Origin of the sequence: Pantoea sp. SOD02, from assembly GCF_024707505.1 — a bacterium.
Classification (GTDB): Bacteria; Pseudomonadota; Gammaproteobacteria; order Enterobacterales; family Enterobacteriaceae; genus Pantoea; species Pantoea symbiotica.
In genome coordinates this window covers 3,205,109-3,219,424 of the sequence record NZ_CP102604.1, presented here as the reverse complement: position 1 = coordinate 3,219,424, position 14,316 = coordinate 3,205,109, and the positions used below count along the sequence as shown (strand labels likewise).

The following is a 14,316-nucleotide window of genomic DNA, read 5'->3' as shown; positions in this document are numbered from 1 at the left end:
AGAGATTTCACAATACTATGGCGCAATTTTACTCCGCAAAACAGCGTGTGACGACTAAGGCTCGCATATCCGTCACCATTGAAGACCTCGATCCTTTTGGACAAGGTGTTGCGCGCCATAAAGGCAAGGCGATGTTTGTCAGCGGCGCGCTGCCCGGTGAACAGGCGGAAGTGACGGTGTTCGAGGATAAAAGCAAATACGCGCGCGCCAAAGCCAACAAGATCCTCAATCCTAGCCCACAGCGGGAAAAACCGTGCTGCGTCCATTTCGGCGTGTGCGGCGGCTGCCAGCAGCAGCATGCGTCGGTGGCTTTGCAGCAGGAGAGTAAAGCGCGCGCCTTAAGCCGCATGCTAAGTCGCGAAGCGCCGCTGCCGGTGAAGGTCGATGAGATCATCAGCGGCAACGCGTGGGGCTATCGTCGTCGTGCGCGTTTAGGGTTGCAGTGGCAGCCAAAACAGCAGCGTCTGCAAATGGGTTTCCGCCAGGCCGCCAGCAACGATCTGGTTGAGCTGAAGCAATGCCCGGTTTTGGTGCCCGAACTTGAAGCGTTACTGCAACCGTTGCACCAGTGTCTCAGCGATTTACAGGCGGTCAAACGCTTGGGCCACGTTGAGTTGGTGCTGGCAGATAATGGCCCGCTGATGGTGCTGCGCCATCTTGATGCACTCTCTGCAGGCGATCACGCAAAACTGGAACGTTTTTCGCATGAGCAGCAACTGTCACTCTATCTGGCTGATGGCAGTGAAAGTTTGCAGGCGCTGAATGCGCGTGAACCTTTTTATCACTCGTTGAATTTGCCGCTAACCTTTAGCCCGCAGAATTTTATTCAGGTCAACGATGGTGTGAATCAGCAGATGGTGGCCAAAGCCATCGAATGGCTGGATTTGCAGCCAGAGGATCGTGTGCTGGATTTGTTCTGTGGCATGGGAAACTTTACTTTGCCTCTAGGAAAGTTCGTACAAAATGCTGTAGGTGTGGAGGGCGTTGCAGCATTAGTGCAGCAGGCAGCGTATAATGCAGCCCAGAATAATCTTGAGAATGTTCGCTTCTTCCAGCATAACCTGGAGGAAGATGTATCGCGTCAGCCGTGGGCGACGCAGGGATTTAACAAGGTGTTACTGGATCCAGCGCGTGCTGGGGCCGCGGGCGTGATGACGCATGTGGTTAAACTTGCGCCAGAACGTGTGGTCTATGTTTCCTGTAACCCTACAACGCTGGCGCGTGACAGTCAGACATTGCTGTCAGCGGGCTACCATTTGGAAAGGGTCGCGATGCTGGATATGTTCCCTCATACCAGTCATCTCGAATCCATGGTGCTGTTTAGCAAAGCATAAGCGATGTCCACATCGCTGTGGCAGGAGAGGATATGGTTGCGGTTAGAAGTGCGCATTTAAATACGGCGGGCGAATTTGCCCTCGACCAGTGGATCGCCAGTTTAAGTATCAACAATCCGCAATCCTGTCAGCGACTGGCGGATGCGTGGCGCTACTGTGAAGCCGAAACGCACAACCATCCTGATCAAGCTCTGCTGCTGTGGCGCGGTATTGAGATGGTGGAAATTCTCACCATGCTCAGCATGGACATCGACAGCCTGCGCGCGGCGCTGCTGTTCCCGCTCGCCAACGCCGATGTGGTGAGCGAAGAGGATCTCGAAAAAGCCTTTGGCAAAGAGATTGTGATGCTGGTGCATGGCGTGCGCGACATGGATGCCATTCGCCAGCTGAAAGCGATTCACAACGATTCGATGGCTTCCGAGCAGGTGGATAACGTGCGCCGCATGCTGCTGGCGATGGTGGAAGATTTCCGCTGCGTGGTCATCAAGCTGGCGGAACGTATCGCCCATCTGCGTGAAATGAAAGACGCGCCAGAAGATGAGCGCGTGCTCGCGGCGAAAGAGAGCACCAATATTTACGCGCCGCTGGCCAACCGTCTTGGTATCGGCCAGCTCAAATGGGAGCTGGAAGATTACTGCTTCCGCTATCTGCATCCCGATGAATACAAACGTATTGCTAAGCTGCTGCACGAACGCCGTATCGATCGCGAAGGCTACATCGAAAGCTTCGTCGCCAACCTGCGCGCCGAGATGCAGAAAGAGGGCGTGCGTGCCGAAGTCTATGGCCGCCCAAAACACATCTACAGCATCTGGCGCAAGATGCAGAAGAAGTCTTTAGCGTTCGATGAGCTGTTTGACGTGCGCGCGGTGCGCATCGTGGCTGAACGTCTGCAGGATTGCTACGGCGCGCTCGGAACGGTACATACGCTGTTTCGCCATCTGCCGAGTGAGTTTGACGACTACGTTGCCAATCCCAAGCCCAACGGCTATCAATCGATTCATACCGTGGTGCTGGGGCCGCAGGGCAAAACGGTGGAAATCCAGATTCGTACGCGCCAGATGCACGAAGACGCCGAGCTGGGCGTCGCCGCACACTGGAAGTACAAAGAAGGTCCAACCTCCAGCAATGCGCGTGGCGCGGCAGGACATGAAGGACGCATCGCCTGGCTGCGTAAGCTGATTACCTGGCAGGAAGAGATGGCCGATTCCGGCGAGATGCTGGAAGAGGTGCGCAGCCAGGTCTTTGATGACCGCGTGTATGTGTTTACCCCGAAAGGCGACGTGGTCGATCTGCCGGCAGGTTCAACGCCGCTCGACTTCGCTTACCACATTCACAGCGATATCGGCCACCGCTGCATTGGCGCCAAAATCAGCGGGCGCATCGTGCCGTTTACCTATCAGTTGCAGATGGGCGATCAGATCGAAGTGATCACCCAGAAGCAGCCGAATCCAAGCCGCGATTGGCTGAACCCGAACCTCGGCTATATCACCACCAGCCGCGGACGCTCGAAAATTCACGCCTGGTTCCGTAAGCAGGATCGTGACAAAAATATTATTGCTGGCCGTCAGATCCTCGAAAACGAGCTGAATCAAATGGATATCAGCATGCGCGAAGCGGAGAAACTGCTGCTGCCGCGCTATAACGTCAGTTCGCAGGATGAGCTGCTGGCGATGATTGGCGGCGGCGATATTCGCCTCAATCAGATGGTCAATTTCCTGCAAGGCAAGCTCAACAAGCCGAGCGCTGAAGAGGAAGATCGCGAGGCGCTGCGCCTGCTGACGCAAAAGTCACATGCACCGTCGGCGCGTAAAGAGAGCGGTCGCGTGGTAGTGGAAGGCGTGGGCAATCTGCTGCACCACATCGCCCGTTGCTGCCAGCCGATTCCTGGCGACGATATCGTGGGCTTTATCACCCAGGGACGCGGTATCTCGATTCACCGCGCCGACTGCGACCAGTTAACCGAGCTGATTTCGCACGCACCGGAACGAATCGTTGATGCGGTGTGGGGCGAGGATTACTCCAGCGGTTACTCGCTGGTGGTGCGTGTCACCGCCAACGATCGTAGCGGTCTGCTGCGCGATATCACCACCATTCTGGCTAACGAAAAGGTCAACGTGCTCGGCGTCTCTAGCCGCAGCGACACCAAAAAACAGCTGGCGACCATTGATATGGATATTGAGATCTACAACCAGCAAGTGCTTGGCCGCGTGCTGGCACGCCTTAATCAGGTGCCGGACATTATCGACGCGCGTCGTTTGCACTGATTTCCAGGTCGGCATAAATGCCGACCCGACAAATTACGCCGTAGGGTCGCCATTCATGGCGACCTTTTTACATATCAGCCCCAAAGGATCCTCTCATGACGCCCTTAAACCGCCTGCTCACCATCATGCAAACCTTGCGCGACCCGGAGCGCGGCTGCCCGTGGGATCGTCAGCAAACCTTCGCCTCGATCGCGCCCTACACGCTAGAAGAAACCTACGAAGTGATCGATGCCATTCAGCGCGAAGATTTTGCCGATCTGCGCGGTGAACTTGGCGATCTGCTGTTTCAGGTGGTGTTCTACGCACAGATGGCCGATGAGCAGCAGCGCTTCAATTTTGACGACGTCTGCAACGCCATCAGCGACAAACTTGAGCGCCGTCATCCACATATTTTTGGTGATGTTCAGGCCGAAACCAGCGAAGAAGTGCTGAAAAACTGGGAAGCGATCAAACACAGCGAACGCGCGGAAAAATCGCAGCACTCTGCGTTAGATGACATCCCCAAAGCGCTGCCAGCATTGATGCGCGCGCACAAAATTCAGAAACGTTGCAGCACGGTGGGCTTTGACTGGAATAATCTCGGTCCGGTGCTGGATAAAGTGCATGAAGAGATCGACGAAGTGATGCACGAAGCGCAGCAAGCGGTGGTGGATAACGACAAGCTGGAAGAGGAGATTGGTGATTTGTTGTTCGCGACCGTCAATTTATCACGCCATTTGGGCAGCAAAGCGGAAGTCGCGTTACAGAAAGCCAACGATAAGTTTGAGCGCCGCTTCCGTCAGGTTGAAGCCATTATCGCCTCACAAGGTTTAGCGATGAGCGATGCCACCCTGGATCAAATGGAAGAGGCCTGGCAGCAGGTGAAAGTGTTGGAGAACAAGCAGTAAGCAAATCTGACGATTATTCCATCACTGCGCATAAATTCGCCGCTTGAGCTTACTCGATTCAGCCTTGCGGCGACTTTGTGACGTACATCAACATTTCACACCATGCTATCCGCTATGTTACCGGCTTACCTGTGGAGGATGATGGTGTGATTCATCAATTGTGGCTTAAGACGACTTCAAGTATACTATTTTCCCGTCTTGGTTATTCCACCGTCTTTAAACCTAAACTCTCAGGTTCAGCATGACAACGAATTATATTTTTGTGACCGGCGGGGTCGTTTCCTCTCTGGGCAAAGGCATTGCCGCAGCCTCCCTCGCAGCTATCCTTGAAGCACGTGGTCTGAATGTGACCATCATGAAACTCGATCCGTACATCAACGTCGATCCGGGTACCATGAGCCCAACGCAGCACGGTGAAGTATTTGTTACCGATGATGGGGCCGAAACCGATCTGGATTTAGGTCACTACGAGCGCTTCATCCGCACTAAAATGTCGCGCCGCAACAACTTTACTACCGGTCGTATCTACTCAGAAGTGCTGCGCAAAGAGCGTCGCGGTGACTATCTGGGCGCCACGATTCAGGTTATCCCACACATCACCAACGCCATCAAAGAGCGCATCATTGAAGGCGGCGAAGGTCATGACGTCGTTCTGGTCGAGATCGGCGGTACCGTGGGTGATATCGAATCTCTGCCGTTCCTCGAAGCGATTCGCCAGATGGCGGTCGATGTCGGTCGTGAACACACCATGTATATGCACCTGACGCTGGTGCCGTATATGGCGGCCGCAGGCGAAGTGAAAACCAAGCCAACCCAGCATTCAGTGAAAGAGCTGCTGTCGATCGGGATTCAGCCAGACGTGCTGATCTGCCGTTCTGACCGCGCTGTGCCTGCGAACGAACGCGCTAAAATCGCGCTGTTCTGTAACGTGCCAGAAAAAGCGGTTATTTCCCTGAAAGATGTGGATTCCATCTACAAGATTCCAGGCATGCTGAAATCGCAAGGTCTGGATGATTACATCTGCAAGCGTTTCAATCTGAACGCACCGGAAGCGAACCTGGCCGAATGGGAACAGGTAATTTACGAAGAAGCCAATCCGGGCGGCGAAGTGACCATCGGTATGGTCGGCAAATATGTCGAACTGCCAGATGCGTACAAGTCAGTGATTGAAGCGCTGAAACACGGCGGCCTGAAAAATCGCGTTACCGTGAACATCAAACTGATCGACTCGCAGGATGTTGAAACGCGCGGTGTCGAATTACTGAAAGATCTGGATGCTATTCTGATCCCTGGCGGCTTCGGCTACCGTGGTGTGGAAGGCAAAATGATGACGGCGCAATACGCTCGTGAGAACAACGTGCCTTACCTGGGGATTTGCCTGGGCATGCAGGTTGCGCTGATGGAATTTGCCCGCAACGTTGCCGGTATGGAAGGCGCGAACTCTACGGAATTTGTGCCAGACTGTAAGTATCCGGTGGTTGCGCTTATCACCGAATGGCGTGACGAAGAGGGCAACGTTGAGCAGCGTACTGAGCAGAGCGATCTGGGCGGCACCATGCGTCTGGGCAGCCAGCAGTGCCAGTTGACGCCGGAAAGCAAAGTGCGTCAGTTGTACGGTTCTGAAATCATTACCGAGCGCCACCGTCATCGTTACGAAGTAAACAATATGTTGCTGAAGCCGATTGAAGCGGCGGGTCTGCATATTGCCGGTCGTTCTGGCGACGATCAGCTGGTTGAGATCATCGAGATCCCGAACCATCCGTGGTTTGTTGCCTGTCAGTTCCACCCGGAATTCACGTCGACCCCACGCGATGGTCATCCGCTGTTCGCTGGCTTTGTGAAAGCCGCGCAGGAACACCAGAAGCGTTTAGCGAAGTAAGTTTCACGAACAGCGCGCGAACTTTTCGCGCGTTGTTTGTCTTAGGATTGACTAACTTGTACTGAGGAAAATCGAATGTCCAAAATCGTAAAAGTCATCGGTCGCGAAATCATCGACTCCCGTGGCAACCCAACTGTAGAAGCAGAAGTGCATCTGGAAGGCGGTTTCGTTGGTCTGGCTGCTGCGCCATCAGGTGCATCAACCGGTTCTCGCGAAGCACTGGAGCTGCGTGACGGTGACAAATCTCGTTTCCTGGGCAAAGGCGTAACCAAAGCGGTTGCGGCTGTTAACGGTCCAATCGCTAACGCGGTAACCGGTAAAGATGCCAAAGACCAGGCGAACATCGATAAGATCATGATCGAGCTGGACGGTACTGAGAACAAATCTAACTTCGGTGCTAACGCCATTCTGGCGGTTTCACTGGCTGCTGCTAAAGCTGCTGCTGCCTCAAAAGGCCTGCCGCTGTACGCACATATCGCTGAACTGAATGGCACCCCAGGCAAATACTCTATGCCGCTGCCAATGATGAACATCATCAACGGTGGTGAGCACGCCGACAACAACGTCGACATCCAGGAATTCATGATTCAGCCAGTTGGCGCGCCAACCCTGAAAGAAGCGATTCGCATGGGTTCTGAAGTCTTCCATCACCTGGCGAAAGTGCTGAAGTCGAAAGGCATGAGCACCGCTGTTGGTGACGAAGGTGGCTACGCGCCAAACCTGGGTTCTAACGCCGAAGCACTGGCTGTTATCGCTGAAGCGGTAAAAGCAGCAGGCTACGAGCTGGGCAAAGACATCACCCTGGCGATGGACTGCGCAGCATCTGAATTCTACAAAGACGGCAAATATGTGCTGGCTGGCGAAGGCAACAAAGCCTTCACTTCTGAAGAGTTCACGCACTTCCTGGAAGATCTGGCTAATCAGTATCCAATCGTTTCTATCGAAGATGGTCTGGACGAATCTGACTGGGCTGGTTTCGCATACCAGACCAAAGTGCTGGGCGACAAACTCCAGCTGGTAGGTGACGACCTGTTCGTAACCAACACCAAGATCCTGAAAGAAGGTATCGATAAAGGCATCGCTAACTCCATCCTGATCAAATTCAACCAGATCGGTTCACTGACCGAAACTCTGGCTGCAATCAAGATGGCGAAAGATGCGGGTTACACTGCGGTGATTTCACACCGTTCAGGTGAAACCGAAGATGCAACCATCGCTGACCTGGCGGTAGGTACTGCAGCTGGCCAGATCAAAACCGGTTCTATGAGCCGTTCTGACCGTGTTGCTAAGTACAACCAGCTGATTCGTATCGAAGAAGCGCTGGGCAGCAAAGCACCGTTCAACGGTCTGAAAGAAGTTAAAGGCCAGGCGTAATCGTCTGAGTATGCTGCCTGCGGGCAGCATCGTCTGAATAGAGCCCCGCCTTGTGCGGGGCTTTTGCTTTTATTTGGCACGAAGCAGCTGTTACTCAGCGCGCAAGATCTGCCATAATCTGCGCCTCAAATTTTAGACGTGAGTGAAAAATGTTCTACCCGATTAACGAAATGTTCCAGACGCTGCAGGGCGAAGGTTTTTACACCGGTGTTCCGGCGCTGTTCATCCGCTTACAAGGATGTCCGGTGGGCTGTAGCTGGTGTGATACCAAACATACCTGGGAAAAGCGGGCGGATCGGGAGACCTCGCTCGGCGATATTCTGGTCAAAACCGTGGAGAGCGATGCGTGGGGCAGCGCCGATGCGGCGATGCTGATCGACACCATTCAACGTCAGGGCTGGACCGCACGTCATGTGGTGATCACCGGCGGCGAACCGGCGATTTTTGATCTGCGCCCTTTGACGGAACAATTAGAAGCGGCGGGTTTTGCCTGCCAGATCGAAACCAGCGGCACGCACGAAGTGCAGTGTTCTGACGCAACCTGGGTGACGGTTTCACCCAAGGTGAATATGCGTGGTGGCTACGACGTATTGCCGCAGGCATTGCAGCGCGCAGATGAAATCAAGCATCCGGTGGCGCGTGAGCGTGATGTGGAAGCGTTAGATGAATTGCTGGCGGGATTGCACGACGATAAAAAGCGCATTGTGGCGCTGCAACCCATCAGTCGTGGCGATGCGGCTACTAAACTCTGCATCGAAACCTGCATCGCTCGCAACTGGCGGCTTTCGATGCAGACGCACAAATATTTGAATATCGCCTAATTCGGCCTGGTGCGCATAAATGCGCACCCTACATGTAGGGTCGCCATTCATGGCGACCGCAAACTTTACTGCTTCGCTTTATAGGCATCAAACGCCTGTTTGATTTCAGTTTTGGCTTTCGCCGCATCTTCAAAACCGTTCAGCTCCACTTTCTTCCGGCCATCCGGCAACTGTTTATACACGCGGAAGAATGCCTGCAAACGCTCTTGCTCGATCTTCGGCAGGTCGCTCATCTCTTTAATGTCGTCGTAGGTCGGGTCGATTTTGCTGGTTGGCACGGCGACGATTTTGTCGTCCTTTTCGCCGCCATCAATCATTTTCAGCACGCCAATCGGACGGAGTTTGATCAACGTGCCCGGTTGTAGCGGCGCGCGGGTATAGAAAATCACATCCAGCGGATCACCATCTCCCGCCAGCGACTGCGTCAGCGAGCCATAGTTTGCAGGATAGGCAACCGGCATTGACTGGAAGCGGTCAGCAAAGATGAAGCCGGTTTTGGCATCGGTTTCATATTTGATCATGCCACCCGCTGGAATTTCGGTTACGGCAAAGAACTCATCCGGCACTTTATCCGGTTGTGGAAAATCGAGAATATTTTGCGCCTGAACGGCGGCAGAGGCGGAAACAAAAACTGCAATCAGGGAAAGGCGTTTTACCAGGTTCATTGTTGATTCTCTTGATCTTTAATGAAGGAGACAACAACGTAGAGGCGACAGATGACAGTGGGATGAAAGGTAAGTAAAGAAGCGTATAGCAGGAAAGTCAGGCTGCACTAACGCAGCCCGAAAACACAATTAACCTTTGTAGATACAACCGGCGGTGCAGGTCTCTTTAATCATCACCGCGCTTAATTCCGGCAGAATCGGCTTCATCTGATCCCAAATCCATTTTGCCAGCACTTCACTGGTAGGGTTTTCTAAACCCGGAATGTCATTCAGATAGTGATGATCAAGGCGTTCATACAGTGGCTTAAACTTCGCCTTCAGTTCGGCAAAATCCATTACCCAACCGGTATGCGCATCCACTTCGCCGGTAATTTCTAATCGCACCAGGAACGAATGGCCGTGCAAACGCCCGCATTTGTGGCCTTCCGGCACGTGAGGTAAGCGGTGGGCAGATTCGAACTGGAACTCTTTAAATAACGTGGTAGACATAATGGCTCTCAGACTTAAAAACCGCTGAAGTCTACCTGAATTGCAGATTTTTCGCACCCGCTGGCAACGAAAAGGGCATTTTGCGCCTTCTCAACGGCAAACGCTTAATTAACTCATTGAATCATATCGCCTTCATTTACCACTTTTGCTGGTTAACTTTACCCGAAAAACCACTTAGTCATTTTGGTTATTTAATATGTCGAAGGCGTATTTAATCGTTAATATACAGCCCGGTAACCTACGCATTCTTTCGCAACATATTGATCCGGACTTCTGACACTGGAATTTTTAACGCAATGACGACTCAGGCACCAGGTTCACTGCTTCCGTTATCACCGGAGCAACTCGCGCGCTTACAGGCGGCGACCACGGATTTCAACACCACTCAGATGGCCTGGCTCTCCGGCTATTTCTGGGGCATGGTCAACCAGACGCCGGGTGCGGTTGCCGCGCCAGCGCCGGTTCAGGCAGAAACCCCGACCATCACGCTGATCTCCGCCTCGCAGACCGGTAACGCGCGTCGCCTGGCTGAGCAGCTGCGTGACGACCTGCTGGCTGCCAAGCTGAGCGTCAATCTGGTTAATGCCGGCGATTATAAATTCAAGCAGATCGGTCAGGAAAAGTTGCTGGTGGTTGTCACCTCCACGCAAGGCGAGGGCGAGCCACCGGAAGAAGCCGTGGCGCTGCACAAGTTCCTGCTGTCGAAGAAAGCGCCGAAGTTTGAGGGCACCGCGTTTGCGGTGTTCGGTCTTGGCGATACCTCTTATGAGTTTTTCAGCAAAGCCGGTAAAGACTTTGATGAGCGTCTGGCTGAGCTGGGTGCAGAACGTCTGCTGGATCGTGTGGATGCTGATGTTGAATACAAAGAGCAGGCGAACGCCTGGCGTCAGCAGATCACTGAAATTCTGAAAGCGCGAGTGCCGAGCGAATCGCCAGCACAGGCCGCCATCACGGCGGCGGGCAGCGTCAATCTGGTCGACAGCAGTCCGTACACCAAAGAAGAGCCGCTGGTGGCCAGCTTTGCGGCTAACCAGAAGATCACCGGACGCGATTCGGATAAAGATGTACGTCACATTGAGATCGACCTTGGCGATTCTGGCCTGCGCTACCAGCCGGGCGATGCGCTGGGCGTGTGGTTTGAAAACGATGACGAGCTGGTGCAGGAACTGCTGCAGCTGGTGTGGCTGAAAGGTGACGAGCCGGTAGAGGTGCAGGGCAAAACTCTGCCGCTGGCTGAAGCGCTGAAAACGCATTTCGAGCTGACGGTCAACACGCCACAAATCGTTGAGCAGTATGCGGCGCTGTCCCGCAATGACGCGTTGCTGGCGCTGGCCGGTGACAAGCCGAAGCTGCAGAGCTATGCGCAGAGCTTCCCGATTGTCGATATGGTGCGTCAGGCACCGACAGAACTGAATGCCGAACAATTAGCTGGCCTGCTGCGTCCGCTGACGCCGCGCCTGTATTCCATTGCCTCATCACAGGCGGAGAACGAAACCGAAGTGCACATCACCGTGGGTGCGGTGCGCTTTGAAATCGACGGTCGCCAGCGCGGGGGCGGCGCCTCAACCTGGTTAGCGGATCGTATCGAAGAGGATGGCGAAATTCGCGTCTTCATCGAGCACAACGATAACTTCCGCTTACCGGCTAATCCGGAAACGCCAGTGATCATGATTGGTCCGGGCACCGGCATCGCGCCGTTCCGCTCCTTTATGCAGCAGCGTGACAACGATGGCGCAGGCGGCAAAAACTGGCTGTTCTTCGGCAACCCGCACTTCACCGATGATTTCCTCTATCAGGTGGAGTGGCAGAAGTACGTCAAAGATGGCCTGCTGACCAATATCGATCTGGCATGGTCACGCGATCAGGCCGAGAAAGTTTACGTACAAGATAAAATCCGCGCCAAAGGTGCGGAGGTGTGGAGCTGGTTACAGGAAGGCGCGCACCTTTACGTCTGCGGCGACGCCAATCGTATGGCGAAAGACGTTGAGCAGGCATTACTGGATGTGGTGGTCGAACACGGCGGCATGGATCGTGAAACGGCTGACGAATTTTTAAGTGAGCTGCGCATTGAGCGCCGTTATCAGCGAGACGTTTACTAATGAGCGAAAAACATCCTGGACCGCTGGTCGTTGAAGGCAAGTTGGTCGACGCTGAGCGTCTGAAAAAACAGAGCAACTACCTGCGCGGCACCATCCTCGACGATCTCGACGATGGTCTGACCGGCGGCTTCACCGGCGACAACTTCCTGCTGATCCGTTTCCACGGCATGTACCAGCAGGATGACCGCGATATTCGTGCCGAGCGTGCAGCGCAGAAACTCGAACCGCGTCATGCCATGATGCTGCGCTGCCGTCTGCCGGGCGGAATTATCACGCCAACGCAGTGGCTGGCGATTGATAAATTCGCCACCGATAAAACCATTTACGGCAGCATCCGTTTGACTAACCGTCAGACTTTCCAGTTTCACGGCATTCTGAAGAAGAACGTGAAGCCGACGCACCAGATGCTGCACGAAGTCGGGCTGGATGCGCTGGCGACCGCCAACGACGTTAACCGTAACGTGCTGTGCACCTCGAATCCGGTGGAATCAGAGCTGCATCAGGAAGCGTACGAATGGGCGAAAAAGCTGTCAGAGCATCTGCTGCCGCAAACCCGCGCTTACGCTGAAATCTGGTGGGACAAAGAGAAGGTCGCGACCACAGATAAAGAGCCGATTCTTGGCGAAACCTATCTGCCGCGTAAATTCAAAACCACCGTTGTGGTGCCGCCGCATAACGATGTCGATCTGCACGCCAATGACCTGAACTTCATCGCCATCGCCGAGAAGGGCAAGCTGATTGGCTTTAACCTGCTGGTTGGCGGCGGCTTGTCGATTGATCACGGCAACAAAGCGACCTACGCGCGCACCGCGAGCGAGTTTGGTTTCCTGCCGGTTGAGAAGATCCTCGACGTGGCGGCCGCTGTCGTCACTACGCAGCGCGATTGGGGTAACCGTACCGATCGTAAAAATGCCAAGACCAAGTACACGCTGGAACGCGTCGGCGTTGAGACCTTCAAAGCGGAAGTGGAAAAGCGTGCCGGTCTGACATTCGAACCGATTCGTCCGTATGCGTTCACTTCGCGCGGCGACCGTATTGGCTGGGTGAAAGGCATCGATAAGAAGTGGCACCTGACGCTGTTTATCGAGAACGGCCGTCTGCTGGATTATCCTGGCCGTCCGCTGAAACGCGGCATCGCTGAAATCGCGAAAGTGCATCAGGGCGATTTCCGCCTGACCGCCAACCAGAACCTGATTGTGGCTGGCGTGCCGGAGAAGCAAAAAGCGCAGATCGAAGCCATCGCCCGTGAACACGGTTTGATGGAAGCGGTCACGCCGCAGCGTGAAAACTCCATGGCGTGTGTGGCGTTCCCGACTTGTCCGCTGGCGATGGCCGAAGCCGAGCGCTTCCTGCCGTCGTTCGTCACCAAAGTGGAAGAGATCATGCACAAGCACGGCGTCGGCGAAGAGCACATAGTGTTACGCGTTACCGGTTGCCCAAATGGTTGTGGCCGTGCTTTGCTGGCGGAGTTAGGTCTGGTGGGTAAAGCGCCGGGTCGTTACAACTTACACATTGGCGGCAACCGCGAAGGTACGCGCATCCCACGCATGTACCGCGAGAACATCAACGAAGGCGAAATCCTTGCCAGCATCGATGAGCTAGTGGCGCGCTGGGCAACCGAGCGTCAGGCCGATGAAGGCTTTGGCGACTTCGTGATTCGCACCGGCATCATTAAAGCCGTGGTTGATCCCGCCCGTGATTTCTGGGACTCGGAGGCAGTATGACGGTACTCGATCTCGCAGCACTGAACGGTTCATCAAAAGTTGACCGCATTATGGCGTTGGCTGAAAGCAACGTGCAGCTGGAGAAACTCTCCGCTGAACAACGTGTGGGCTGGGCATTAGAACAGCTGCCAGGCGCATTTGTGCTGTCATCCAGCTTTGGTATTCAGGCGGCGGTTTTGCTGCATATGGTGACGCAGCAGAAGCCGGACATTCCGGTGATCCTGACCGATACCGGTTATCTGTTCCCGGAAACCTATCGCTTTATTGATGAGCTGACCGATAAGCTCAATCTCAACCTGCAGATTTTCCGTGCTGATACCTCAGCGGCATGGCAGGAAGCACGTTACGGCAAACTGTGGGAGCAGGGCGTCGAAGGGATTGAGCAGTACAACCAGATCAACAAAGTGGAACCGATGAACCGCGCGCTGGAAACGCTGGGCGCGCAAACCTGGTTTGCTGGCCTGCGCCGCGATCAATCTGGCAGTCGCGCCAGCTTGCCGGTGCTGGCGGTGCAGCGCGGCGTGTTCAAGATTCTGCCGATCATTGATTGGGATAACCGTCAGGTGCATCAATATCTGACCAAGCACGGATTGAAATACCATCCGCTGTGGGATGAAGGTTATCTGTCAGTGGGCGATACGCATACCACCAAAAAGTGGGAGCCGGGCATGGCAGAAGAAGAGACGCGCTTCTTCGGCCTGAAGCGCGAATGCGGGTTGCATGAGGGTTGATTGACCAGGTCGGCATAAATGCCGACCCTACAACGTAGGGAGCGCATTC

Annotated in this window: 11 protein-coding genes; 9 read left to right on the top strand and 2 right to left on the bottom strand. The window is 54.4% G+C overall.

What is annotated here, in order from left to right; translation table 11 throughout:
* Positions 1–17: 17 nt before the first annotated feature.
* The 6 genes from rlmD to queE all read left to right on the top strand — a co-directional run bounded on the left by rlmD (position 18) and on the right by queE (position 8,559).
* Complete coding sequence (rlmD, locus tag NR302_RS14990) at positions 18–1,334, top strand: 23S rRNA (uracil(1939)-C(5))-methyltransferase RlmD (RefSeq protein ID WP_258143818.1); 1,317 nt, start codon at positions 18–20, stop codon at positions 1,332–1,334.
* A gap of 32 nt (positions 1,335–1,366) precedes the next feature.
* Entirely contained in the window at positions 1,367–3,598 is a 2,232-nt protein-coding gene (gene relA / locus NR302_RS14985; protein WP_008104575.1) for a GTP diphosphokinase, read from the top strand.
* A 95-nt stretch (positions 3,599–3,693) separates the two neighbouring features.
* Entirely contained in the window at positions 3,694–4,485 is a 792-nt protein-coding gene (gene mazG, locus NR302_RS14980) for a nucleoside triphosphate pyrophosphohydrolase (RefSeq protein ID WP_154155432.1), read from the top strand.
* Positions 4,486–4,726: 241 nt separating this feature from the next.
* Positions 4,727–6,364: a glutamine hydrolyzing CTP synthase gene (gene pyrG, locus NR302_RS14975; RefSeq protein WP_007891723.1), complete on the top strand. Its 1,638-nt coding sequence runs from the start codon at positions 4,727–4,729 to the stop codon at positions 6,362–6,364.
* 75 nt (positions 6,365–6,439) lie between these two features.
* Entirely contained in the window at positions 6,440–7,738 is a 1,299-nt protein-coding gene (gene eno, locus NR302_RS14970) for a phosphopyruvate hydratase (RefSeq protein WP_008104571.1), read from the top strand.
* A 149-nt stretch (positions 7,739–7,887) separates the two neighbouring features.
* Entirely contained in the window at positions 7,888–8,559 is a 672-nt protein-coding gene (gene queE, locus NR302_RS14965; RefSeq protein WP_008104569.1) for a 7-carboxy-7-deazaguanine synthase QueE, read from the top strand.
* A gap of 65 nt (positions 8,560–8,624) precedes the next feature.
* Here queE and NR302_RS14960 read toward each other — a convergent pair whose 3' ends face one another.
* Positions 8,625–9,224 (bottom strand): inorganic diphosphatase, encoded by a 600-nt coding sequence (locus tag NR302_RS14960; RefSeq protein ID WP_008104567.1) that lies wholly within the window; start codon positions 9,222–9,224, stop codon positions 8,625–8,627.
* Between the two features lie 129 nt (positions 9,225–9,353).
* Complete coding sequence (gene queD, locus NR302_RS14955) at positions 9,354–9,716, bottom strand: 6-carboxytetrahydropterin synthase QueD (protein ID WP_155726973.1); 363 nt, start codon at positions 9,714–9,716, stop codon at positions 9,354–9,356.
* 293 nt (positions 9,717–10,009) lie between these two features.
* Here queD and cysJ point away from each other — a divergent pair, with 293 nt between their 5' ends.
* From cysJ to NR302_RS14940, 3 genes are read left to right on the top strand one after another with little or no spacing between them, the layout of a single operon-like run.
* Complete coding sequence (gene cysJ, locus NR302_RS14950) at positions 10,010–11,812, top strand: NADPH-dependent assimilatory sulfite reductase flavoprotein subunit (protein ID WP_258143817.1); 1,803 nt, start codon at positions 10,010–10,012, stop codon at positions 11,810–11,812.
* On the top strand, positions 11,812–13,536 hold the full coding sequence (gene cysI, locus NR302_RS14945) for an assimilatory sulfite reductase (NADPH) hemoprotein subunit (protein WP_008104561.1): 1,725 nt from the start codon (positions 11,812–11,814) through the stop codon (positions 13,534–13,536). The genes cysJ and cysI overlap by 1 nt, the downstream gene beginning before the upstream one ends.
* Positions 13,533–14,267 carry a phosphoadenylyl-sulfate reductase gene (locus NR302_RS14940; RefSeq protein WP_154155438.1) on the top strand — a complete coding sequence of 245 codons (735 nt, stop codon included), beginning with the start codon at positions 13,533–13,535 and terminating at the stop codon, positions 14,265–14,267. Before cysI ends, NR302_RS14940 begins: the two co-directional genes overlap by 4 nt.
* Positions 14,268–14,316: the final 49 nt, after the last annotated feature.

Bases quoted from the DNA above. Each gene is read 5' to 3' on its own strand.
- eno (WP_008104571.1), top strand. From the start codon at position 6,440: ATGTCCAAAATCGTAAAAGTCATCGGTCGCGAAATCATCGACTCCCGT.
- mazG (WP_154155432.1), top strand. From the start codon at position 3,694: ATGACGCCCTTAAACCGCCTGCTCACCATCATGCAAACCTTGCGCGAC.
- NR302_RS14940 (WP_154155438.1), top strand. From the start codon at position 13,533: ATGACGGTACTCGATCTCGCAGCACTGAACGGTTCATCAAAAGTTGAC.
- NR302_RS14960 (WP_008104567.1), bottom strand. From the start codon at position 9,224: ATGAACCTGGTAAAACGCCTTTCCCTGATTGCAGTTTTTGTTTCCGCC.
- cysJ (WP_258143817.1), top strand. From the start codon at position 10,010: ATGACGACTCAGGCACCAGGTTCACTGCTTCCGTTATCACCGGAGCAA.
- rlmD (WP_258143818.1), top strand. From the start codon at position 18: ATGGCGCAATTTTACTCCGCAAAACAGCGTGTGACGACTAAGGCTCGC.
- pyrG (WP_007891723.1), top strand. From the start codon at position 4,727: ATGACAACGAATTATATTTTTGTGACCGGCGGGGTCGTTTCCTCTCTG.
- cysI (WP_008104561.1), top strand. From the start codon at position 11,812: ATGAGCGAAAAACATCCTGGACCGCTGGTCGTTGAAGGCAAGTTGGTC.
- queE (WP_008104569.1), top strand. From the start codon at position 7,888: ATGTTCTACCCGATTAACGAAATGTTCCAGACGCTGCAGGGCGAAGGT.
- relA (WP_008104575.1), top strand. From the start codon at position 1,367: ATGGTTGCGGTTAGAAGTGCGCATTTAAATACGGCGGGCGAATTTGCC.